The following is a 21629-nucleotide window of genomic DNA, read 5'->3' as shown; positions in this document are numbered from 1 at the left end:
TTTCCTGTGAAAAAGGCTCCCGATTCAGCGGAAGCCTTTTCTCATTTTTTATTTAAAAATGACAGACAGAACAAACAGTCTCCCTCTTTCCGAATGCTCCCATAATGTACATTACAAATATGGAAGCCCTCCTGATATAAACGAGCTAGGTTATCATGACCTTCTCCTATATCAGAATGACTTGGCTTCTGGGCAGAATCATGCTCTGCCTCAGACGATTTATCTCGATCGGATTGATCCAGACGTTCACGCAAGTGCTGATTCTCCATCTGCAGCTGATGATTTTCTTCAATCACTTCACCGATATGATTTTTCAAATCACCTAGCTGGCGATAAAGAGAACCGATTTGTTCTTCTAAATTAATCACCGTATCAAATAGTTCCTTTTTATCCAAGGTGGCACACCTCGTTACTCAGTTGTTTGTGCAGATACAACGCCTTCTTGTATTAATTCTTCCCAAGTATATTCTATCACTTTTTCTTGCCCGGTTAATTCAACTTGCAAAATTCGTTCTAAAATATTAAGCCCTACTACCTTTGCAGAGCCATTAGACGTCTGAATCGTTTCACCGATGTCCGGTAATTGCTCTTTTGCTGTTTCGTACTCATCATTCTCATATTTCAAGCAGCACATTAAACGGCCGCAAAGCCCTGAAATTTTGGTAGGGTTTAACGAGAGGTTTTGATCTTTTGCCATTTTAATGGACACAGGTTCAAAATCTCCTAAGAAAGTTGAACAGCAAAGCATACGTCCACACGGACCAATGCCGCCTAGCATTTTCGCCTCGTCTCTTACACCGATTTGACGAAGTTCAATTCTCGTCTTGAAGATAGATGCAAGATCCTTGACCAGCTCACGGAAATCTACTCTGCCATCCGCTGTAAAATAGAAGATGACCTTGTTGCGGTCGAATGTAAATTCGACATCGACCAGTTTCATTTCCAGGCCGTGTTCACTTACTTTCTGAAGACATGTGTCAAAGGCTGCCATCGCTGCTTCTTTGTTCTCCTCAACGATGAGCCGGTCTCGTTCGTCTGCGACGCGAATCACCTTACGCAAAGGGAGAACCACATCGTGTTCATCTACTTTTTTATTGGCGATGACCACTTGCCCGTACTCAACACCTCTAACCGTTTCTACAATGACACAACTATCATTTTCTATATGAAATCCATTAGGATCGAAATAATAGATTTTGCCCGCTTTTTTAAAGCGAACACCAATTACGTTGTACAAGCTTATCCCTCCTGCAACATCAACACCAATTGCTCCATTAGCCCTTGGGCATTCACGTTGGATTGAAGTCTCTTTTTCGCTTCTAATACAGCAAGGATCTGATTCGTCACCATTTGCTGTGTGGAATGCAGCGCGTGCTGCTTCATTGTCTGGAATAAGTCTTGATAAATGACTTTATCTTCATTTCCTATTTGAATCGACAATACATCACGATATATAAATAAAAGCATATCAAGACCAGTTTCTTGAAGGTCTTTCTCTTTGAAAAAAGGCATCCATTGATCTTGTATATAAAAAAATGCATGTTCCTTTCGCTGGTGTAAGACTTCATACAATTTTATCACTTTCGCTCTAGACTCTGCAAACTGATCATTTCGACTTAATTCGAGTGCTTCTGCTAAATTATTGGTTAAATTCGACAAAAGCCTTGCGAGATCCTGAGACACGCCTTCTTGTAAAAGCTGCTGCTCCAAAGATTGCGGCTGCAGCGGCTGAAAGCTAAGCATCTGACATCTTGAAATAATCGTATCCAGCATTTTATGCGATTGTTCAGTGATTAAAACTGCCATCGTTTCCCGGTTGGGCTCCTCTAGGAACTTTAATAAACTGTTCGCAGCATTGACCGTCATTTTGTCCGCATGGAGAATGATATACATTTTCCGATGCGATTCTACGCCTGCTTTTGTAAATTCCTCCTGCAAGGCCTGCACTTGCGCCTTCTTAATTGATTGACCGTCAGGCTGCACTAGATGTAAATCTGGATGGTTGCCAGACTGAATTCTTTTGCAGTTTTGACAGGACTCGCATGGTTTCACTCCTGCTTCCAAACAAAAAAAGCTCTTCGCTAAAAGCATCGCAGCATCTAGCTTTCCTGTCCCTTTTTTTCCTTCAAATAAGTAAGCATGAGCCAGTCGGTCTTTATCAATACTATTAAAAATCAGCCGCATGACGCGCGGCTGTAGATCATTCATGTCATCCCAGCTAATTGCCATGTTATCACTCTCTATGTGTAAAGGTTAATCAATAAACCTTTTATTTCTCCAATACGTTCAAGCAAATCAATCGAGGGTTTCTCTTGATTCATCATATCCTCTGTTAACTCAATCAGCTTTTCATCTAATGCTTTGACTAAAGCGAGTGTTCGTGTGTTGCCATAAATGTCAAAGCTCCTTGATGTCTCTATATTTAATCCATTATCGACTGTTTCTTTTACAAAGCGTTTCACAAGTCCTTTAAACCTAGCCAAATCTTTAAGGTTTCGTGACTTTGTCAGTTTTTTGCCGAAGACTTCGATATCGCTCAGCATGACTGTCAGCTGCTCTAAACGCATTTTTCCACTTTGTGTCTCCATCGATGATTTAAACGATGCTGAAGTTTGGCTTCCTTTCATCGCTTGAAGTTCACGCTTTTCTAAAAGCAGCCGCATATCTTGATTAATTTTCACAGCAACCCATCCTTAAAATTGATGAAATTGTTCAACTGGCAGAATAAAGACGGTAGCTCCACCAACTTCAACCTCAACAGGGTATGGTACATATGAATCTGCATTTCCACCCATTGGTGATACAGGCGCGATCATTTGATCTCGTTTACGGCAATTTTCCTTGATTAGCTGTAACGCTTTATCCACTCGGACATCATCGCAACCAATGATAAAAGTCGTATTCCCAGACTTTAGAAATCCACCAGTCGAAGCTAATTTTGTCACGCCGAATTGATGTTCGGTCAATATTTTCAATAACTTGCTGCTATCTTGATCCTGTACAACGGCAACAATTAATTTCATTTGATTGGCCTCCTTCATTTTAGGCACAGGTGACATGCCGATGTCTTCCTCTATATTATAACAACGATTGGGAATGAGGTCATATTTGATTTTTCTTTAATGTGTCCTGAATCAGCTGAAACACTTCATTAAAGACATCCTGAACAGGCTGAGACGCATCTACTACACGGAATCGTTCTGGTGATTGCGCAATCAGCAGCTCATATCCTTCTCTGACCATTTGATGAAAATTCAGTGTTTCCATGTCTAATCGATTTTTTTCTCTTCCTTGATTGGCATCAATTCGCTTTAGACCTTCCTCTGGTGTAATGGAAAAGTAAATGGTCATTTGCGGCATCGTGCCATCAATGGCAAAATCATTAATGGATTTGACTTCTTCAATCCCAAGCCCTCTCGCATAGCCCTGATAAGCAAGGGAGCTGTCGACAAAACGATCACATAAAACAGTTTCCCCCCGCTTCAATGCCGGTTCTACTTTTTCAGCCAAATGCTGCCTTCTAGCTGCTGCATAAAGCAATGCCTCTGTTTTTGCGTCCATTTTTGTATTTTTTTCATTTAAAATGACTTCACGAATTTGCTCTGCAATGTCAATGCCTCCAGGCTCACGTGTCGCCATCACTGCATAGCCTTGACGTTCCATTTCTTCGTACACTTTTCGAATCACTGTCGTTTTTCCAGCACCCTCAGGCCCTTCAAACGTAATAAACATACCGCTCATAGTGTCTCCTCTTCTATATAAACATATAATTTTCTCTGGTGAATCACCTGACTTGCTTGCACATGAACTTGATGCCCAAGCAAACGGCTTAACGTCGCAATTTGATCTGATTCAATCGGTTCTCCTTTAATCATCAAAGGAATACCAGGCGGATAGGGAATGACCGATTCTGCACTAATCCGGCCAGCTGCTTTTTCGAATGGAACAGCTTCTACATCTCGCTTTTGCTGATCGTCCTCTAAGAAGAGCGATCTCGTTCGAGGCTCTTTTTTTACAAGCAATGAATCACTTTGCTGAAGAGCCTGCTCTATAGCTGTAAAAGGAACGTCCTTTGTCTGCCTTAGACCAAAAACGAGTAAGACTTGATGTTCATCCGCAAGTTCTGGGTGAACCTCCACCGACTCAAGCACCTTTTTGAGTTCATAGCCTGTCAGCCCTTTTGTTGAACGAATGACACATTTTAATGGATCCATAGGTAAAGAGTCAGACTCAACCACTTCGAGATTGGAGATCATATTGAACTGTGCTTTCAGCTTTGCCAAGTCTCTCAGGATTTCGTCCATTAACCCTTTTCCCTTCAACTCCTCCACATAAGCTCTCGCCACATCTAACGAAGCCATAATTGGATAGGAAGGTGAACTGCTTTGAAGCATCGTTAATAACGTCTTTATCCGCTTCATATCAATTCGGTCTCCTTGAAGATGGAGATAAGACCCCATTGTCATTGCCGGAAGGGTTTTATGTGCTGATTGTACCACCACGTCTGCTCCATAGGAAAGGGCAGATGGAGGAAAGGCACCGCCTAATACAAAATGAGCACCATGTGCCTCATCAACTAATACAATGATGCCAGCTTCATGACACATTTGAATGAGTCCTGATAAATCAGCTGCATGTCCGTAGTAGTTCGGATATGTCAAAACGATTGCCCGGCAGTTAGGATGTGTCGCCATAGCTTGTTTGACTGTTTCCTCCGTCACATGAGTTGGGACGTGCAAGTGCGGATCACTCTCAGTTTCTAACATAATAGGCGTCGCTCCCGCAAGCTCAATCGCATGGAACACAGACTTATGACAATTTCGCTGAACGAAAATGCCCTCCCCAGCCTGACACGCAGACATCACCATCGCCAAATTGCCAACGGTTGTGCCATTCACAAGGAAAAAACTTTGTTTAGCTCCATATAGCTTTGCCAATAAATCCTCTGCCTCTTGAATCACCCCAGTCGGATGGTGAAGATCATCTAGACCTTCAAGTTCTGTCACATCCAGCTGAAGAATGGATGCATAATAGGACCGTGCCTCATCAAAAAAGACATCTCCATTGTGATGTCCCGGAACGTGAAAAGAATAGGGCTTCTTTTCCGCATGTTGTGATAATGCTGTATATAAAGGTGTTTTCAAACAAATCGACCCTTTTCACTTAAACGATATCTTATATCTATTATAACGTTCAAACAAGTGAACTGAAAGGTGGATTCTCATTCCTTTATTGGTTTATGATTCACCAGCTTCTGCTCTGCCTCATGCATGCTACTTTTTAATTGAGCTCGTTCTTGGCTCCCATGTTCTTTTACCTGCAACGTTTCCTGCAATGTTTCGGCCAATTGGTGCTGAAGCTTTTTCAACGTATCTATAGGCGTTAAGGATGCATCTTCAAGCAGCTGTCCTTGCTGCTTCGATACCTGTTCATATGTTTGCTGGATACGCTGCTCAAGCGCTGAATTGGCTCGCTGCTGAATATGATTGAACGCAATCGACATTTGGTTGATCCATAAAGGAATTGATGCGGAAACAGTTGATTGAATATGATTGGCTAATGTATGGTTTGTATGCTGAATCATTCGAATTTGGGCATTACATTGCAGTGCGATTTGACGGCTCAACAACAAATCATACTTCCGTTCTTTTAATCTCTCCATATATTCTTCTTCATCGACTTCCCGACTCATCAATTGTTCCTCTAATGTCCGATCATGTGACTGTGATTCTGCATGTTGCTCTAACAGCGACAATTTTGCTTCAACTGCTGCAACCTGTAACGTCATCTCTTGAAAGTATGATTGATTTTCTTCAAATAAACGCTCCAATAACTTATGGTCCGAAATTAACACGCCTCTTGCGTAACGAAGCCTTGCTGACAATCTCTCTATCTGTGCTTCTGCTTGTTTAAAACGAGATATGATCTCCTGAGTAGAACGCTTTTCTCGCTGAAATAACCTTAAAAAAAAGCCTCGCTTCTTTGGCAATAAATCCTCTGGCTCCACTAAATGCAGTTGCTGTAAAAAAGCTTCTAGAACGTCTCCGATTTGGTCAATATCTTTTTTCTCCACATATTGCATCATTTGTTTTGATTGTTCTAACAATCGTTCCTGCACACGTGTGCCATAGAAAAGCAGTTTTTGTGGATGGTCAGGGATCTTCTCAGCTCGCTGTAGCGCCTCCTGCTTTTCCTCATCAGATAAGGTATCAAACACCCGAAACGGAAGATCTGTAGTAGATGGGGCTGGTGGTATGACTGGATCTTCTGGTTTCATCGAGTTTGACTCCTTTCATATCTATTTTTTAATCATTTTATCGGCCACTTCAAGTTCAATATGAAGTGCTTCTATATCTCTTCCTAAAACTTGCTGTAAATCATTCGTTAATTGCTTTTGCAGTTCAGTCAGCGTGACTCGAGTTTGGCTTAATGTCATTTCAAGCTCATGGCTACGATTCGGCTGATTATACAGCAGTGCATATTTCTCAGTTAATTCAACAACAGAATCCAAACTCTCAAAATAAAACCGCTGTGCATCATAAAACCGGTTCGGTTCCTTTTTTGTTATCGTATAGATGCGTCTGGCAAGCCGAAGAATTTCATAATTATGCTTGATCGTCTGTACGTTCTTCACAGCAAATAAAGCTTTCTTCAAACGAACCAGCTTTTGCGCGGCTTCTTTTAAGTGCTGTTTAATATATACATAATCACTGCGAGACAGTCCGTGTTTCTTCAAAAACAACTGGAAGGCAGCCCATCGGCTTCCTGCAAACATCACACCCCACCCAATCATCGCATACAGTATCGACAATCCAACATGATGATGGAAAACACCAATACTGACAGTTAAAATCACCAGCGAAAAAAGAGTAGAGAGAACGGCCCATACAAATGTGTAAAAAATTGATTTCATGTTCATCGACTCCTATGAATAATCAGGCTCTCTGTTTATCTTATTATTTATTACGGTTGAAGTCCAAACTAAGTTCCAAAAAACAGGCCCAATCCCCGATTGCCCATAAAAAAAGACCATCTAATGGTCTATGAATACAAAGGCGGCGTATGAAGATTTTTAAGCTTTCTTACATAATCAGCATAACTAGGATCCGAGGTTGATGTAGAAATTAACTTCCGTTCACAATCTCGGCATAAAAACTGATGATATAAATAAATTCCCTTTGTTTTTTTCTCTTCACAAATCAAACAAATTGCTTCTCGCTCTTTTTTGCTCATTGTGACACCTCCACTTATAGCTTCAGTATGCCCTAGCGCTTTCAATTGTATACAAAATTAAGAATGTTTTAGATGATAGTTTAGTATATGTATCCATGCCAGATCGAGTGTTTGTTCCTTTTTTAAAATACAAAAAAGACCAATTCCGATTGGAACTGGTCCTTTGAAAAGCTTGGCGGCGTCCTACTCTCACAGGGGGAAACCCCCAACTACCATCGGCGCTGAAGAGCTTAACTTCCGTGTTCGGTATGGGAACGGGTGTGACCTCTTCGCTATCGCCACCAAACCTGATGGAGAGAATGTTCTCTCAAAACTAGATAACAATGTTCATTTTTCACATTAGAATATAGGTTAAGTCCTCGATCTATTAGTATCTGTCAGCTCCACGTGTCACCACGCTTCCACCTCAGACCTATCAACCTGATCATCTTTCAGGGATCTTACTTCCTTGCGGAATGGGAAATCTCATCTTGAGGGGGGCTTCATGCTTAGATGCTTTCAGCACTTATCCCGTCCGCACATAGCTACCCAGCGATGCCCTTGGCAGAACAACTGGTACACCAGCGGTGCGTCCATCCCGGTCCTCTCGTACTAAGGACAGCTCCTCTCAAATTTCCTGCGCCCGCGACGGATAGGGACCGAACTGTCTCACGACGTTCTGAACCCAGCTCGCGTACCGCTTTAATGGGCGAACAGCCCAACCCTTGGGACCGACTACAGCCCCAGGATGCGATGAGCCGACATCGAGGTGCCAAACCTCCCCGTCGATGTGGACTCTTGGGGGAGATAAGCCTGTTATCCCCGGGGTAGCTTTTATCCGTTGAGCGATGGCCCTTCCATGCGGAACCACCGGATCACTAAGCCCGACTTTCGTCCCTGCTCGACTTGTAGGTCTCGCAGTCAAGCTCCCTTGTGCCTTTACACTCTGCGAATGATTTCCAACCATTCTGAGGGAACCTTTGGGCGCCTCCGTTACATTTTAGGAGGCGACCGCCCCAGTCAAACTGCCCACCTGACACTGTCTCCCTGCCCGATAAGGGCAGCGGGTTAGAAGGTCAATACAGCCAGGGTAGTATCCCACCGATGCCTCCACCGAAGCTAGCGCTCCGGTTTCCAAGGCTCCTACCTATCCTGTACAAGCTGTACCAACATTCAATATCAGGCTGCAGTAAAGCTCCACGGGGTCTTTCCGTCCTGTCGCGGGTAACCTGCATCTTCACAGGTACTATAATTTCACCGAGTCTCTCGTTGAGACAGTGCCCAGATCGTTGCGCCTTTCGTGCGGGTCGGAACTTACCCGACAAGGAATTTCGCTACCTTAGGACCGTTATAGTTACGGCCGCCGTTTACTGGGGCTTCAATTCGCACCTTCGCTTACGCTAAGCGCTCCTCTTAACCTTCCAGCACCGGGCAGGCGTCAGCCCCTATACTTCGCCTTACGGCTTCGCAGAGACCTGTGTTTTTGCTAAACAGTCGCCTGGGCCTATTCACTGCGGCTTCTCGGGGCTTTAACACCCTAAGAAGCACCCCTTCTCCCGAAGTTACGGGGTCATTTTGCCGAGTTCCTTAACGAGAGTTCTCTCGATCACCTTAGGATTCTCTCCTCGCCTACCTGTGTCGGTTTGCGGTACGGGCACCTCTCACCTCGCTAGAGGCTTTTCTTGGCAGTGTGGAATCAGGAACTTCGCTACTAAATTTCGCTCGCCATCACAGCTCAGCCTTCACGGGAAACGGATTTGCCTATTTCCCAGCCTAACTGCTTGGACGCGGATATCCAATACCGCGCTTACCCTATCCTCCTGCGTCCCCCCATTGCTCAAATGGTGAGGAGGTGGTACAGGAATATCAACCTGTTGTCCATCGCCTACGCCTTTCGGCCTCGGCTTAGGTCCCGACTAACCCTGAGCGGACGAGCCTTCCTCAGGAAACCTTAGGCATTCGGTGGACGGGATTCTCACCCGTCTTTCGCTACTCATACCGGCATTCTCACTTCTAAGCGCTCCACCAGTCCTTCCGGTCTGACTTCACTGCACTTAGAACGCTCTCCTACCACTGTTCGTAAGAACAGTCCGCAGCTTCGGTGATACGTTTAGCCCCGGTACATTTTCGGCGCAGAGTCACTCGACCAGTGAGCTATTACGCACTCTTTAAATGGTGGCTGCTTCTAAGCCAACATCCTGGTTGTCTAAGCAACTCCACATCCTTTTCCACTTAACGTATACTTTGGGACCTTAGCTGGCGGTCTGGGCTGTTTCCCTTTCGACTACGGATCTTATCACTCGCAGTCTGACTCCCAAGGATAAGTCATCGGCATTCGGAGTTTGACTGAATTCGGTAACCCGGTAGGGGCCCCTAGTCCAATCAGTGCTCTACCTCCGAGACTCTTACCTTGAGGCTAGCCCTAAAGCTATTTCGGAGAGAACCAGCTATCTCCAGGTTCGATTGGCATTTCACCCCTACCCACACCTCATCCCCGCACTTTTCAACGTGCGTGGGTTCGGGCCTCCATTCAGTGTTACCTGAACTTCACCCTGGACATGGGTAGATCACCTGGTTTCGGGTCTACGACCACGTACTCATGCGCCCTATTCAGACTCGCTTTCGCTGCGGCTCCGCATCTTCTGCTTAACCTTGCACGGGATCGTAACTCGCCGGTTCATTCTACAAAAGGCACGCCATCACCCGTTAACGGGCTCTGACTACTTGTAGGCACACGGTTTCAGGATCTATTTCACTCCCCTTCCGGGGTGCTTTTCACCTTTCCCTCACGGTACTGGTTCACTATCGGTCACTAGGGAGTATTTAGCCTTGGGAGATGGTCCTCCCGGATTCCGACGGAATTTCACGTGTTCCGCCGTACTCAGGATCCACTCTGGAGAGAACAACATTTCAGTTACAGGGCTGTTACCTTCTTTGGCGGGCCTTTCCAGACCTCTTCGCTTATATCGTTCCTTTGTAACTCCGTATAGAGTGTCCTACAACCCCAAGAGGCAAGCCTCTTGGTTTGGGCTGTTCCCGTTTCGCTCGCCGCTACTCAGGGAATCGCATTTGCTTTCTCTTCCTCCGGGTACTTAGATGTTTCAGTTCCCCGGGTATGCCTTCTCATACTCTATGTATTCAAGTATGGATACTACTCCATTACGAGCAGTGGGTTTCCCCATTCGGAAATCTCCGGATCAAAGCTTGCTTACAGCTCCCCGAAGCATATCGGTGTTCGTCCCGTCCTTCATCGGCTCCTAGTGCCAAGGCATCCACCGTGCGCCCTTTCTAACTTAACCATTTCTTACTTTAGAAAGAATCACTATGTGTGATGAACTTTGCATTGCATTCAATGTGAATGTATTACTTATTGTTATCTAGTTTTCAAAGAACACGTTGGTGGAGCCTAGCGGGATCGAACCGCTGACCTCCTGCGTGCAAGGCAGGCGCTCTCCCAGCTGAGCTAAGGCCCCGATTTAATAGAAGATGGTGGGCCTGAGTGGACTCGAACCACCGACCTCACGCTTATCAGGCGTGCGCTCTAACCAGCTGAGCTACAGGCCCATCTTTCATATCGAAGATATGATGTTGTAGGATCTTTTGCAAGTTCCTTCAAAACTAAACAAGACGAAAAACGTACGCTGCTCCATATATCCTTAGAAAGGAGGTGATCCAGCCGCACCTTCCGATACGGCTACCTTGTTACGACTTCACCCCAATCATCTGCCCCACCTTCGGCGGCTGGCTCCATAAAGGTTACCTCACCGACTTCGGGTGTTGCAAACTCTCGTGGTGTGACGGGCGGTGTGTACAAGGCCCGGGAACGTATTCACCGCGGCATGCTGATCCGCGATTACTAGCGATTCCAGCTTCACGCAGTCGAGTTGCAGACTGCGATCCGAACTGAGAACAGATTTGTGGGATTGGCTAAACCTTGCGGTCTCGCAGCCCTTTGTTCTGTCCATTGTAGCACGTGTGTAGCCCAGGTCATAAGGGGCATGATGATTTGACGTCATCCCCACCTTCCTCCGGTTTGTCACCGGCAGTCACCTTAGAGTGCCCAACTAAATGCTGGCAACTAAGATCAAGGGTTGCGCTCGTTGCGGGACTTAACCCAACATCTCACGACACGAGCTGACGACAACCATGCACCACCTGTCACTCTGTCCCCGAAGGGAAAGCCCTATCTCTAGGGTTGTCAGAGGATGTCAAGACCTGGTAAGGTTCTTCGCGTTGCTTCGAATTAAACCACATGCTCCACCGCTTGTGCGGGCCCCCGTCAATTCCTTTGAGTTTCAGTCTTGCGACCGTACTCCCCAGGCGGAGTGCTTAATGCGTTAGCTGCAGCACTAAGGGGCGGAAACCCCCTAACACTTAGCACTCATCGTTTACGGCGTGGACTACCAGGGTATCTAATCCTGTTCGCTCCCCACGCTTTCGCTCCTCAGCGTCAGTTACAGACCAGAGAGTCGCCTTCGCCACTGGTGTTCCTCCACATCTCTACGCATTTCACCGCTACACGTGGAATTCCACTCTCCTCTTCTGCACTCAAGTTTCCCAGTTTCCAATGACCCTCCCCGGTTGAGCCGGGGGCTTTCACATCAGACTTAAGAAACCGCCTGCGAGCCCTTTACGCCCAATAATTCCGGACAACGCTTGCCACCTACGTATTACCGCGGCTGCTGGCACGTAGTTAGCCGTGGCTTTCTGGTTAGGTACCGTCAAGGTGCAAGCAGTTACTCTTGCACTTGTTCTTCCCTAACAACAGAGCTTTACGATCCGAAAACCTTCATCACTCACGCGGCGTTGCTCCGTCAGACTTTCGTCCATTGCGGAAGATTCCCTACTGCTGCCTCCCGTAGGAGTCTGGGCCGTGTCTCAGTCCCAGTGTGGCCGATCACCCTCTCAGGTCGGCTACGCATCGTCGCCTTGGTGAGCCGTTACCTCACCAACTAGCTAATGCGCCGCGGGTCCATCTGTAAGTGACAGCCGAAACCGTCTTTCATCCTTGAACCATGCGGTTCAAGGAACTATCCGGTATTAGCTCCGGTTTCCCGGAGTTATCCCAGTCTTACAGGCAGGTTACCCACGTGTTACTCACCCGTCCGCCGCTAACATCCGGGAGCAAGCTCCCTTCTGTCCGCTCGACTTGCATGTATTAGGCACGCCGCCAGCGTTCGTCCTGAGCCAGGATCAAACTCTCCGAAAAAGTACAAAACCGAAGTTTTGCTTTTCGCCAGTTTGACTGACTACCTATGATGTATCATAGGATTTTTTTATAAAAACTCGAATTAACAGGTACGTTTTGTCTTGTTTAGTTTTCAAAGAACTTGTTTACCGCTTCAGAAGCGACTAGAACATCTTATCACATCCAAGTTGTTAGTGTCAACAACTTTTTTGTTATTATGTTTTTTCGTTTCTTCGTCATCAGCGACGTATATTAATTTACCACCATATATAATCAAAGTCAACAATATTTTGCATTAAATAATAAACTTTTCAATTACGACTAAAGCTGCTACACCTGGAATGCCCAACAAACCACTAATTCCGCTCGTTACAGGGTTAATGGAAACATGAAGCCCTAAACTCTCGCCGAATAAATTGAGACAAAATAAAAAAAGAGCACCTGCGACAAATTTTATTCCGATAAGCCCTAACCATTTGAATGGATTCGCTTGAACACCCGACATAAACAACAATAAAACAGCTAACAAAATTGAACCAATCACAATAACAGGTTCCATAATCCTCTCATCTCCTCTTCATATGAATAGTACAAGCATATGAGAGGATTATGGAAAATAGACCTGCTATCTCCAGTTGTTTAAACGTAAATTTCTCTTTTTCGCTTCTCTCAGATAGAAAAAGTACTTCGCTTGAGCAAGCTTTAATTCGAATAGAATGTCCGGTGAAGGCTCAACGCTATTTGCGACAAGCTTTTTTTGTCTGTTCCATTCTTCCTTTTGCTTAAAAAGCTGTTGAATTAATATCTCATCGAATTCTTTTCGAATTGATTTTCTGCGAAGAAAACCCATGTACCGTACTTCTCCTTCCTACATCTCACGTCTGCCTTCTAGAGCCTTAGAAAGTGTGACTTCATCCGCATACTCTAAGTCTCCACCTACTGGGAGTCCGTGAGCAATGCGAGAGAGTTTAATTCCTGATGGTTTCAACAATCTAGAGATATACATAGCTGTCGCTTCACCCTCAATGTTTGGGTTGGTTGCAAGAATGACCTCTGTGACTTGATCGTCTTGCAATCTTTTTAATAGGTCAGGAATTTTAATATCCTCTGGTCCAATTCCGTCCATTGGTGAAATAGCACCATGAAGCACATGATATAAGCCGTTGTATTCTTTCATTTTTTCCATTGCGATCACATCTTTTGGATCCTGCACCACACAGATCACAGATTGATCTCTTCTTGTATCTTCACAAATATAACAAGGATCCTGATCGGTGATATGTCCGCAAACAGAACAATAAGTTAAATTACGCTTTGCATTAACAAGTGCCTTCGCAAAATCCAGCACGACATCTTCTTGCATACTAAGAACAAAAAAAGCCAGACGGACCGCAGTTTTAGGTCCGATTCCTGGCAATTTCATAAAGCTATCAATCAGCTTTGATATTGGTTCAGGATATTGCATCTTCAGTTATTCCTCCTAGAATAAACCTGGCATGTTCATTCCTTTTGTGAATTGACCCATTGTTTCATTTGTTAGTTCATCAACTTTTTTCAATGCATCATTTGTTGCTGCAAGTACAAGATCTTGAAGCATATCGATGTCTTCAGGATCAACAACTTCTTCATTAATCGCCACATCAACGACTTCTTTTTGTCCATTTACTTTTACAGTGACCATGCCGCCACCTGCCGTACCTTCAAGGACTTTTTCTGCAAGCTCTTCTTGAGCCTTAGCCATATCCTTCTGCATTTTTTGCATTTGTTTCATCATTTTTTGCATATTTCCCATTCCACCGCGCATATGAACACCACTCTCTTTCAAATTGTTAATCTTTAATTTCAATTAAATCGGTTCCTACTAACTTCTTTGCTTCTGCAATTAATGGATCTTCTTCAGCAGAAGCTGCCTGACCATCTGCTTGTTCTTCAGGCTGATGATCTCTTAAAAATTCTTCTCTTATTTTACCCCATTGAGCGTCAGGAACGCCAACTAATTCCACTCTTTTTCCTAGCATAGATTCTAGCAGTTGCTCAAGATTGGTTCGAACACCACTTTTATCTTCGGCCACCATCTTACAATGTATTTCAAATTTGAATTTTAAAACAAAGGCATGAGTTGCCGCCGCAACTGGTTCACTATCTGTTAATAGCGCAGCGTGAGATACCTTATTTTGCTGTTTTAATTGGGCAAGAAGCTCTCCCCATTTGCCTTTTATTTTTTCTAGTTCCGGTCGCTTCGCTTCTTTTAAAATCTCATGAATTCGACCGACAGGTGTACGATAACCATTTTTATTACTCGTTTGAGGTCGAGGTGCTTCCGTTTTGGCTTGAGGACTCTGAGACTGAGTCATTGGAACACCCTCAGCTTTTAGCCTAGATAGCTCCTGTTCCAGCCTGTCTATTTTATTCGTTAACGCTGTTAGGTCGGAATCAGCCGGAGATGATACAGCACCAGCCGTTGACTGACAGAGCTTAACCACAGCTACTTCAAAGAAAATTCTAGGATGGTTTGTCCATTTCATTTCCTGATGGCTTTTATTCAGCACTTCAATCGTTTCATAAAGAAACTGAGGTGCCACACGTTCTGAAAGAGCCACAAACTTATCGTCGACTTTGACTTTTTCAAGGACACCTTCAAGATCCGGTGCTGTTTTGTAAAGAAGCATATCTCTAAAGTAGAAGATCATATCCTCTATTAATTTTGCGGCATCTTTCCCCTGTTGAAGCAATTCATTTAACGTATCCAGCGCTATCGCAATATTTTGCTCAAAAATGGCTTCAGCAAGCTGACTAATGAAATGCTGAGATACAGCACCTGTAATGAGCAGTGCATCATCAATTGTGAGCTGTTCACCACTAAATGAGATCGCTTGGTCAAGGAGACTGAGTGCGTCACGCATGCCTCCATCTGCCGCACTAGCGATAATCTCGAGTGAACCCTCTTGTATATTTAGGCTTTCTGCATCTACAATTTTCTCCATTCGTCCAACAATATCTTTTGTCGTGATCCGTTTAAAATCAAATCTCTGACATCTTGATATGATGGTAAGAGGAATCTTATGAGGCTCTGTGGTAGCCAAAATAAAGATACAATGAGCAGGTGGTTCCTCTAGCGTTTTAAGAAGTGCATTAAATGCCCCGATAGAGAGCATATGTACCTCATCTATAATATAAACCTTATATGTAACCGCTGAAGGAGCAAATTTCACTTTATCACGTATATCCCGAATTTCATCTACCCCGTTATTTGAGGCAGCATCTATTTCAATCACGTCTGAAATCGAACCGGTCGTAATCCCTCTACAGGCATCACACTCATTACACGGCTCACTAACAGGTGACTTTTCACAGTTCACTGCTTTCGCAAAAATCTTGGCAGCACTTGTTTTACCTGTTCCTCTAGGACCTGAAAATAAGTAAGCATGAGAAAACTTTTTCTGCAAAAGGGCATTTTGCAACGTTTTTGTGATGTGTTCTTGTCCAACAACATCCTCAAAAACTTGAGGTCTGAACACTCGGTATAAAGCTTGATAACTCACAAATACGCCCTCCTCCATTTATCATCATGTTCATTATACATGATGCAACGATCAATTCAAAAGTACACCTTTATTTTCTAATAAACGAAAAAGGGCATTTCCTTTAAAAACTTTTTACTTTTCTTGATTAAAAAACGTGTTTTCCTGCTTTCTGAAAATGTCTGTCAGATCAACAAGAACATTCATTCCCTCTATGAATTAATTCAAAAAAACTCACCCTGAAAATGGCTTTTTTGCTATTTGTATAAACAAAACAACTGATATATTCTTTCAATAGCAACAAAAAACTCACCTAGATAAACTAGATGAGTTACATTTAATATTGATTTACCGTGCACCTTCTGTCGATTCGCTACCCCAAGCGTTACTTAAACAGTTAGCTCGGCCCAGGCAACCCTGCGGCACATGAGAGGTTTCACTTAATGCTGCTTCCTTCCGGACCTGACATGGTTCATGAATTCCCATTGCGCAGGACCCAGACGTCAACACCACTTATTTAAGGCAGACCTTGAAGTAAACGAACCTTGAGAAGGGATTCGGCCTCGCTAGAGCGGATTGCGAGTACAGGGCACCGCTACCTCCCCGCTTAGCACGGCAAAATGAATATTAAATTGTTGGTGACGCAGACATAAGTATACCTTCTAAGTGATAAAATTGCAAACGACATCCATTCATTTACTTTTCGCTTGCTTCTTCCGCTGACGGAGGTCTCGAAAGAACTGACTTAACAGCTCACCACACTCATTTTCAAGCACACCGCCAATGACTTCAGACTGATGATTGAACCGCTCATCGTCCAATAAATTCATTAAAGTACCAGCACATCCACCTTTAGGATCATAGGCACCAAAAACGACCTTTTTCACTCTTGAAAGTACAATAGCGCCTGCACACATTGGGCACGGTTCGAGTGTAACATAAAGTACAGCATCTTCTAAACGCCAGCTACCAGTCATTTTACACGCTTCATCAATAGCAAGTAATTCCGCATGAGCAATTGATCGCTGTTCACTTTCCCTTAAATTGTGAGCACGGCTTACAATTTGATCATCAACAACGATGACGGCACCGATTGGAACTTCTCCTATTTGTTTTGCTTTCAAAGCTTCAGAAATAGCTTCTTGCATAAACTGTTCATCTTTCGTCATAGCACGGCTCTCTTTTCATGTTTTTTTAAAGGATATTGAGGTTAACATATTATCACAATCTTTTAAAGGGGGTCTTGATTTGCCAAAACAACCAAAGGCACTGCTTATTATTGACATGATCAATAATTTTGATTTCGAAATGGGACATGTGCTCGCTGAAAAAACAGAGCAAATGACCAATAAAATTTTAGCCCTTAAACAACACGCTTTCAAGAAAAATTGGCCAATTATCTATATCAACGACCACTATGGACTCTGGAAGGCTGATATCAAAGCTGTTATGGAAACATGTAAAAACGAAAGAAGTGCCCCTATTTTAGAGCAAATGGCACCATCTAAAGATGATTACTTCTTAATTAAACCTAAGCACTCTGCTTTTTACGGAACAGCACTAGAGACACTCCTAAATGAATTAGGTGTGCAAGAACTTATTTTAACTGGAATTGCCGGAAACATCTGTGTCCTGTTCACTGCAAATGACGCTTACATGCGAGAGTACAACCTCACTGTACCTAAAGATTGTATTGCTTCAAATGATGATAGGGACAACGAGTACGCTTTAACGATGATGGAGAACGTTCTTCTCGCCAAAATCACAATCACTAAAGAGATCACGGATGAAAATCAAACATGATTTATCCAACACCCTCATAAATTGTTAGCAATAACAAAGGGGGCGTTGACCATTCAAATTTATGTTGTCAAAAGAGGAGATACGTTAAATGAGATTGCCATGCGTTTTAAAACAACGGTAAATGAAATCATTCGGACCAACGACATCGAAACACCAAATCAACTAGTCGTTGGACAAACAATTGTCATCCCTATTAGAGGTCAATTTTATGAGGTCAAACAAAATGATACACTTTATCAAATTGGAAGAAAATTTCAAATTTCGGTAGAAGAATTGGCACGTGTGAATCGGATTCGACCTGAAGCTATATTGCCTATTCGCTTCTTGCTTTATATTCCACAAAGACCGAAAAGAAATATTAATTCTAATGCTTATATAGAACCACGCGGAAACCAAGTCAGCGAAAATTTAAAGCAAGCAGCCAGAGAGGCATCTCCATACTTAACACATCTCGGCGCTTTTAGTTTTCAAGCGCAAAGAGACGGAACACTTCGCGAGCCACCATTAGATCAATTGCCTCAGATTGCCGCTCAAAGCAGAACGGTTTTATCCATGGTAGTCACAAATCTAGAGAATGATAAATTTAGTGATGAACTCGGGCGAATCCTTTTAACAAATCAATCTGTCAAAACGACATTATTAAATGAAATCGTCCGCGTTGCTCAAAAGTATCAATTAAAAGAAATCCATTTTGACTTTGAATATTTACGCCCAGTTGATAAAGAAGCCTACCTTCAATTTTTAAGAGAAGCAACAACTCGTTTTCATCAACAGGGTTGGACTATTTCTGTGGCACTCGCTCCTAAAACAAGCAGTGAACAGAAAGGAAAATGGTATGAGGCGCATGACTATGAAGCAATTGGAAAGATTGTTGATCATGTTGTGCTAATGACTTATGAGTGGGGCTACAGCGGCGGGCCTGCACAAGCCGTCTCTCCGATCGGCCCTGTCCGCCAAGTCATTGAATATGCACTGACTGTCATACCTGCCAATAAAATTGTGATGGGGCAGAATTTATATGGATATGATTGGACACTCCCTTATGTTCAAGGAGGCCCTATCGCCAAAGCCGTCAGCCCTCAACAAGCGATCGCCATTGCTAGAGAGAATAATGTATCCATTTTATATGACGAAACAGCACAAGCACCTTATTTCCGTTATACAGATGCTAACAACAAAGAACACGAGGTTTGGTTTGAAGATGCAAGATCCATTCAAGCCAAATTTAATCTCATTAAAGAGTTAAACCTAAATGGAATTGCTTACTGGAAATTAGGTCTATCCTTCCCACAAAACTGGTTGTTGTTATCAGATCAATTTAATATTGAAAAAAGAACGACATCGTAATTCATACGCTCTATCTCTCAGAAGGGGTATGGTACAATATACATTGGTTTGACAACTTTATAGATAGAGGAGAACGCCTATGTATCCTGCCCCTTTTATTGCAGTGGAAGGCCCAATTGGAGCCGGAAAAACAACCTTGGCTACAATGCTTTCAAAGGAATTTCAATTTCCTTTAGTAAAAGAAATTGTAGAAGAAAATCCATTCTTAGATAAATTTTATGAAGATATGGAACAATGGAGCTTTCAGCTTGAGATGTTCTTTCTATGCAATCGGTTTAAACAGTTAGAATCTATTGAAGAGAACTATGTCAAAAAACAGCAGCCGATTGTCACTGATTATCATGTCTATAAAAATATGATCTTTGCAGAAAGAACCTTATCTAAAAAGCACATGGATAAATACAGAAAGATCTATCACTTGCTGACAGATGATCTTCCTAAACCAAATGCCATGATCTATATAAAAGCCAGCCTTCCCACCTTACTTGATAGAATAAAGATGAGAGGCCGATCTTTTGAAGAAGACATTGATCCAGCATATTTAAAAACCCTGATTGAAGATTATGAGTTAGCCATCGAGCATTTAAAACAAACTGACCCAGGTCTTTCTATCATTACAATTGAAGGCGATCATACAGACTTCGTTTCCTCACAGCAAGATTACCAGCAAATTGTACAGAACATAAAGGAGCAAGTACTATGAAAAATATTGAAATACCAAAGGATGCTGTCATTACAATTGCAGGGACAGTTGGTGTCGGAAAATCGACCATGACGAAAACAATAGCGGACAAGCTAGGATTTCAAACTTCTCTCGAAAAAGTAGATGATAATCCATACTTAGAGCCTTTTTATTCAGATTTCCAAAGATGGAGCTTTCATTTACAGGTCTATTTTCTAGCTGAACGTTTTAAGGAGCAGAAACGAATCTTCGAGTCTGGTGGAGGTTATGTACAAGATCGGTCCATTTATGAGGACACTGGTATTTTTGCTAAAATGCACGCAGACAAAGGTACCATGTCAGAGGTGGACTATGAAACGTATACGAGTCTATTTGAGGCGATGGTGATGACACCTTACTTCCCTCACCCAGATGTCCTCATTTACTTACATGGGGATTTAGATCATATATTACATCGTATAGAAGAGCGCGGGAGAGAGATGGAAACTCAAACCGATCGAGCATATTGGGAAGAAATGTACACTCGATATACAGAATGGATTGAACAATTTGATCTGTGCCCTGTGATTAAAATTAATATTGAAGATTATGACTTACTTCATGATGAAAGCTCACTTGATCCAATTCTTCATGAAATTGCTTCTGTTATTCAAAAAAATCGCTCTAACACAAAATAAAAAAAACCGCTGCATTTCTCGAATGCAGCGGTTTGACAATTTCCAATTTTTATGCGTTTCAATTCAACTAAGGTAAAATCAATATGGCGGAGGAAGAGGGATTCGAACCCCCGCGGGCTTTGACACCCCTGTCGGTTTTCAAGACCGATCCCTTCAGCCGGACTTGGGTATTCCTCCGTATCGACAAGAATTAATATATCATATCATCTTATTTTAAGTCAACATCTTTTCGAAAAAATTTTCAACATTTGATTTTGGTATGATGTTTAGCCTATAAAAAGCAGCCGATTATCGGCTGCTCTTCATCTATTACGTATCCTGTCTAATTTCTTCTATAAAAAGATTCATCTCTTCTTTAAAATCATTTAATGACTCAATAATCTTTGTAAAGTCTGTCACTTGTTTAGCTTGTTCGTTTGTTGAACTGCTGATTTGTGAGATATTTTCAGATAAAGTGCCAATGCTGTCTTGGATTTCTTTTAAAAATGCATTAATGGTTTCAGCTGCTTCCTTTGATCCATCTGATAACTTACGTACCTCGTCTGCAACAACAGCAAAGCCTTTTCCATTTTCACCTGCTCTTGCCGCTTCAATTGCAGCATTGAGTCCTAACAGGTTTGTTTGTCTCGCAATACCGCCAATGGTTTTGACGACTTCTTCAATGTTTGCGGATTTCTCTTCTGCTCTTCCGGCCTGCTCACTAATTTCTAAGCTTGTCGCAGCCAGTTCTTGAGAATGAGCAGCAATTTGCTCGATTCCACCTTGTAATTCTTTCGCTACTTTATTGATATGTTCCATATAGCCGCTTAATTTCTTCTCACGATGATGTGAAAAAGCCACTAAAAAAGAGCCAATCACTTTTCTATCTTCATCAAAAATCGGATAACCTTTTACAGCAATTTCATAACCATATAAAGACTCTGGCAAATGCCCATCATATTCTTGTCCTCTTAATGTCGTCGCCACGTTTTGGTCCTCTGGGTTTAAAGCGTCCCCTACTTTAATGCCAAAATCTACTGTGGTCGATGGATAATAGCAAAGTACCTTTTCTGTATCAGTGATGCCGAAAAGAACACTTTCATCTAGAACTTTTCTGAGTAATTGAGCCATTTCAACATAATAGTCAAGCCTATTCAAGGTTATTCCTTCTTTCCTAGATGCTTTTAGTTCTTTTATCGGCTTATTTTAGAAAAGCTGTA

The 21629-nt window shown here is 42.9% G+C and carries 21 protein-coding genes, 3 tRNA genes, 3 rRNA genes and 1 other RNA gene; 4 read left to right on the top strand and 24 right to left on the bottom strand.

All coding sequences use genetic code 11. The features are described from left to right. Window positions 1–41: 41 nt before the first annotated feature. The 22 genes from yabA to tadA form a co-directional block, all read right to left on the bottom strand. A complete protein-coding gene (gene yabA, locus MHH31_RS00235; RefSeq protein ID WP_007496228.1) occupies window positions 42–395 on the bottom strand; it encodes a DNA replication initiation control protein YabA in 354 nt (117 codons plus the stop codon). 14 nt (window positions 396–409) lie between these two features. Continuing rightward, complete coding sequence (locus MHH31_RS00230) at window positions 410–1237, bottom strand: stage 0 sporulation family protein (protein WP_024719352.1); 828 nt, start codon at window positions 1235–1237, stop codon at window positions 410–412. Between the two features lie 2 nt (window positions 1238–1239). After that, window positions 1240–2229, bottom strand: a complete 990-nt coding sequence (gene holB / locus MHH31_RS00225) for a DNA polymerase III subunit delta' (RefSeq protein ID WP_024719351.1) — start codon at window positions 2227–2229, stop codon at window positions 1240–1242. 11 nt (window positions 2230–2240) lie between these two features. Then, window positions 2241–2681 (bottom strand): YaaR family protein, encoded by a 441-nt coding sequence (locus tag MHH31_RS00220; RefSeq protein WP_008341898.1) that lies wholly within the window; start codon window positions 2679–2681, stop codon window positions 2241–2243. A gap of 12 nt (window positions 2682–2693) precedes the next feature. Continuing rightward, window positions 2694–3023, bottom strand: a complete 330-nt coding sequence (locus MHH31_RS00215; RefSeq protein WP_012008640.1) for a cyclic-di-AMP receptor — start codon at window positions 3021–3023, stop codon at window positions 2694–2696. Window positions 3024–3102: 79 nt separating this feature from the next. Then, window positions 3103–3741, bottom strand: a complete 639-nt coding sequence (gene tmk, locus MHH31_RS00210) for a dTMP kinase (protein ID WP_007496237.1) — start codon at window positions 3739–3741, stop codon at window positions 3103–3105. Continuing rightward, window positions 3738–5144 (bottom strand): aminotransferase class I/II-fold pyridoxal phosphate-dependent enzyme, encoded by a 1407-nt coding sequence (locus tag MHH31_RS00205; RefSeq protein WP_342495141.1) that lies wholly within the window; start codon window positions 5142–5144, stop codon window positions 3738–3740. Before MHH31_RS00205 ends, tmk begins: the two co-directional genes overlap by 4 nt. A 77-nt stretch (window positions 5145–5221) precedes the next feature. Next, on the bottom strand, window positions 5222–6277 hold the full coding sequence (locus tag MHH31_RS00200) for a toxic anion resistance protein (RefSeq protein WP_342495140.1): 1056 nt from the start codon (window positions 6275–6277) through the stop codon (window positions 5222–5224). Between the two features lie 21 nt (window positions 6278–6298). Next, entirely contained in the window at window positions 6299–6913 is a 615-nt protein-coding gene (locus MHH31_RS00195; protein ID WP_039170309.1) for a 5-bromo-4-chloroindolyl phosphate hydrolysis family protein, read from the bottom strand. 128 nt (window positions 6914–7041) lie between these two features. Continuing rightward, on the bottom strand, window positions 7042–7233 hold the full coding sequence (locus MHH31_RS00190; RefSeq protein WP_017359334.1) for a sigma factor G inhibitor Gin: 192 nt from the start codon (window positions 7231–7233) through the stop codon (window positions 7042–7044). A 170-nt stretch (window positions 7234–7403) separates the two neighbouring features. Further along, a 5S ribosomal RNA gene (gene rrf, locus MHH31_RS00185) occupies window positions 7404–7519 on the bottom strand. 61 nt (window positions 7520–7580) lie between these two features. Continuing rightward, a 23S ribosomal RNA gene (locus tag MHH31_RS00180) occupies window positions 7581–10511 on the bottom strand. 98 nt (window positions 10512–10609) lie between these two features. Then, a tRNA-Ala gene (locus MHH31_RS00175) sits at window positions 10610–10685 on the bottom strand. A 14-nt stretch (window positions 10686–10699) separates the two neighbouring features. Then, window positions 10700–10776, bottom strand: a tRNA-Ile gene (locus tag MHH31_RS00170). A gap of 96 nt (window positions 10777–10872) precedes the next feature. Beyond that, window positions 10873–12421: ribosomal RNA gene (locus MHH31_RS00165) — 16S ribosomal RNA — on the bottom strand. Together the 16S, 23S and 5S rRNA genes with 2 tRNA genes alongside form the textbook arrangement of a ribosomal RNA operon. A 274-nt stretch (window positions 12422–12695) precedes the next feature. Next, a complete protein-coding gene (locus tag MHH31_RS00160) occupies window positions 12696–12959 on the bottom strand; it encodes a pro-sigmaK processing inhibitor BofA family protein (protein ID WP_012009068.1) in 264 nt (87 codons plus the stop codon). A gap of 66 nt (window positions 12960–13025) precedes the next feature. Next, window positions 13026–13250, bottom strand: coding sequence for a YaaL family protein (locus tag MHH31_RS00155; protein WP_008342008.1), 225 nt, complete (start codon window positions 13248–13250; stop codon window positions 13026–13028). Window positions 13251–13268: 18 nt separating this feature from the next. Beyond that, a complete protein-coding gene (recR, locus tag MHH31_RS00150) occupies window positions 13269–13865 on the bottom strand; it encodes a recombination protein RecR (RefSeq protein ID WP_003218094.1) in 597 nt (198 codons plus the stop codon). Window positions 13866–13880: 15 nt separating this feature from the next. After that, window positions 13881–14204 carry a YbaB/EbfC family nucleoid-associated protein gene (locus MHH31_RS00145; RefSeq protein ID WP_008342011.1) on the bottom strand — a complete coding sequence of 108 codons (324 nt, stop codon included), beginning with the start codon at window positions 14202–14204 and terminating at the stop codon, window positions 13881–13883. Between the two features lie 25 nt (window positions 14205–14229). Further along, complete coding sequence (dnaX, locus tag MHH31_RS00140; protein ID WP_342495139.1) at window positions 14230–15942, bottom strand: DNA polymerase III subunit gamma/tau; 1713 nt, start codon at window positions 15940–15942, stop codon at window positions 14230–14232. Window positions 15943–16272: 330 nt separating this feature from the next. Then, window positions 16273–16537, bottom strand: an RNA gene (gene ffs / locus MHH31_RS00135) — signal recognition particle sRNA large type. A 76-nt stretch (window positions 16538–16613) separates the two neighbouring features. Then, a complete protein-coding gene (tadA, locus tag MHH31_RS00130) occupies window positions 16614–17090 on the bottom strand; it encodes a tRNA adenosine(34) deaminase TadA (RefSeq protein ID WP_008342015.1) in 477 nt (158 codons plus the stop codon). A 79-nt stretch (window positions 17091–17169) separates the two neighbouring features. Here tadA and MHH31_RS00125 point away from each other — a divergent pair, with 79 nt between their 5' ends. The 4 genes from MHH31_RS00125 (at window position 17170) to MHH31_RS00110 (ending at window position 20430) form a co-directional block, all read left to right on the top strand. Beyond that, window positions 17170–17724, top strand: coding sequence for an isochorismatase family cysteine hydrolase (locus tag MHH31_RS00125; RefSeq protein ID WP_342495138.1), 555 nt, complete (start codon window positions 17170–17172; stop codon window positions 17722–17724). Between the two features lie 45 nt (window positions 17725–17769). Further along, window positions 17770–19071, top strand: coding sequence for a glycoside hydrolase family 18 protein (locus MHH31_RS00120; protein ID WP_342462161.1), 1302 nt, complete (start codon window positions 17770–17772; stop codon window positions 19069–19071). A gap of 79 nt (window positions 19072–19150) precedes the next feature. Further along, window positions 19151–19774, top strand: coding sequence for a deoxynucleoside kinase (locus MHH31_RS00115; RefSeq protein WP_342495137.1), 624 nt, complete (start codon window positions 19151–19153; stop codon window positions 19772–19774). Further along, window positions 19771–20430, top strand: coding sequence for a deoxynucleoside kinase (locus MHH31_RS00110; protein WP_024719578.1), 660 nt, complete (start codon window positions 19771–19773; stop codon window positions 20428–20430). The genes MHH31_RS00115 and MHH31_RS00110 overlap by 4 nt, the downstream gene beginning before the upstream one ends. 84 nt (window positions 20431–20514) lie before the next feature. Here MHH31_RS00110 and MHH31_RS00105 read toward each other — a convergent pair. Both MHH31_RS00105 and MHH31_RS00100 read right to left on the bottom strand, forming a co-directional pair. Further along, window positions 20515–20607, bottom strand: a tRNA-Ser gene (locus tag MHH31_RS00105). Between the two features lie 132 nt (window positions 20608–20739). After that, on the bottom strand, window positions 20740–21567 hold the full coding sequence (locus MHH31_RS00100; protein WP_008342025.1) for a methyl-accepting chemotaxis protein: 828 nt from the start codon (window positions 21565–21567) through the stop codon (window positions 20740–20742). Window positions 21568–21629 lie beyond the last annotated feature (62 nt).

It is taken from the genome of Bacillus sp. FSL K6-1033, from assembly GCF_038630765.1.
Taxonomy (GTDB): domain Bacteria; phylum Bacillota; class Bacilli; order Bacillales; family Bacillaceae; genus Bacillus; species Bacillus altitudinis.
Note: the sequence above shows the minus strand (reverse complement) of the source record. Positions and strands in the feature narration are given on the sequence as shown.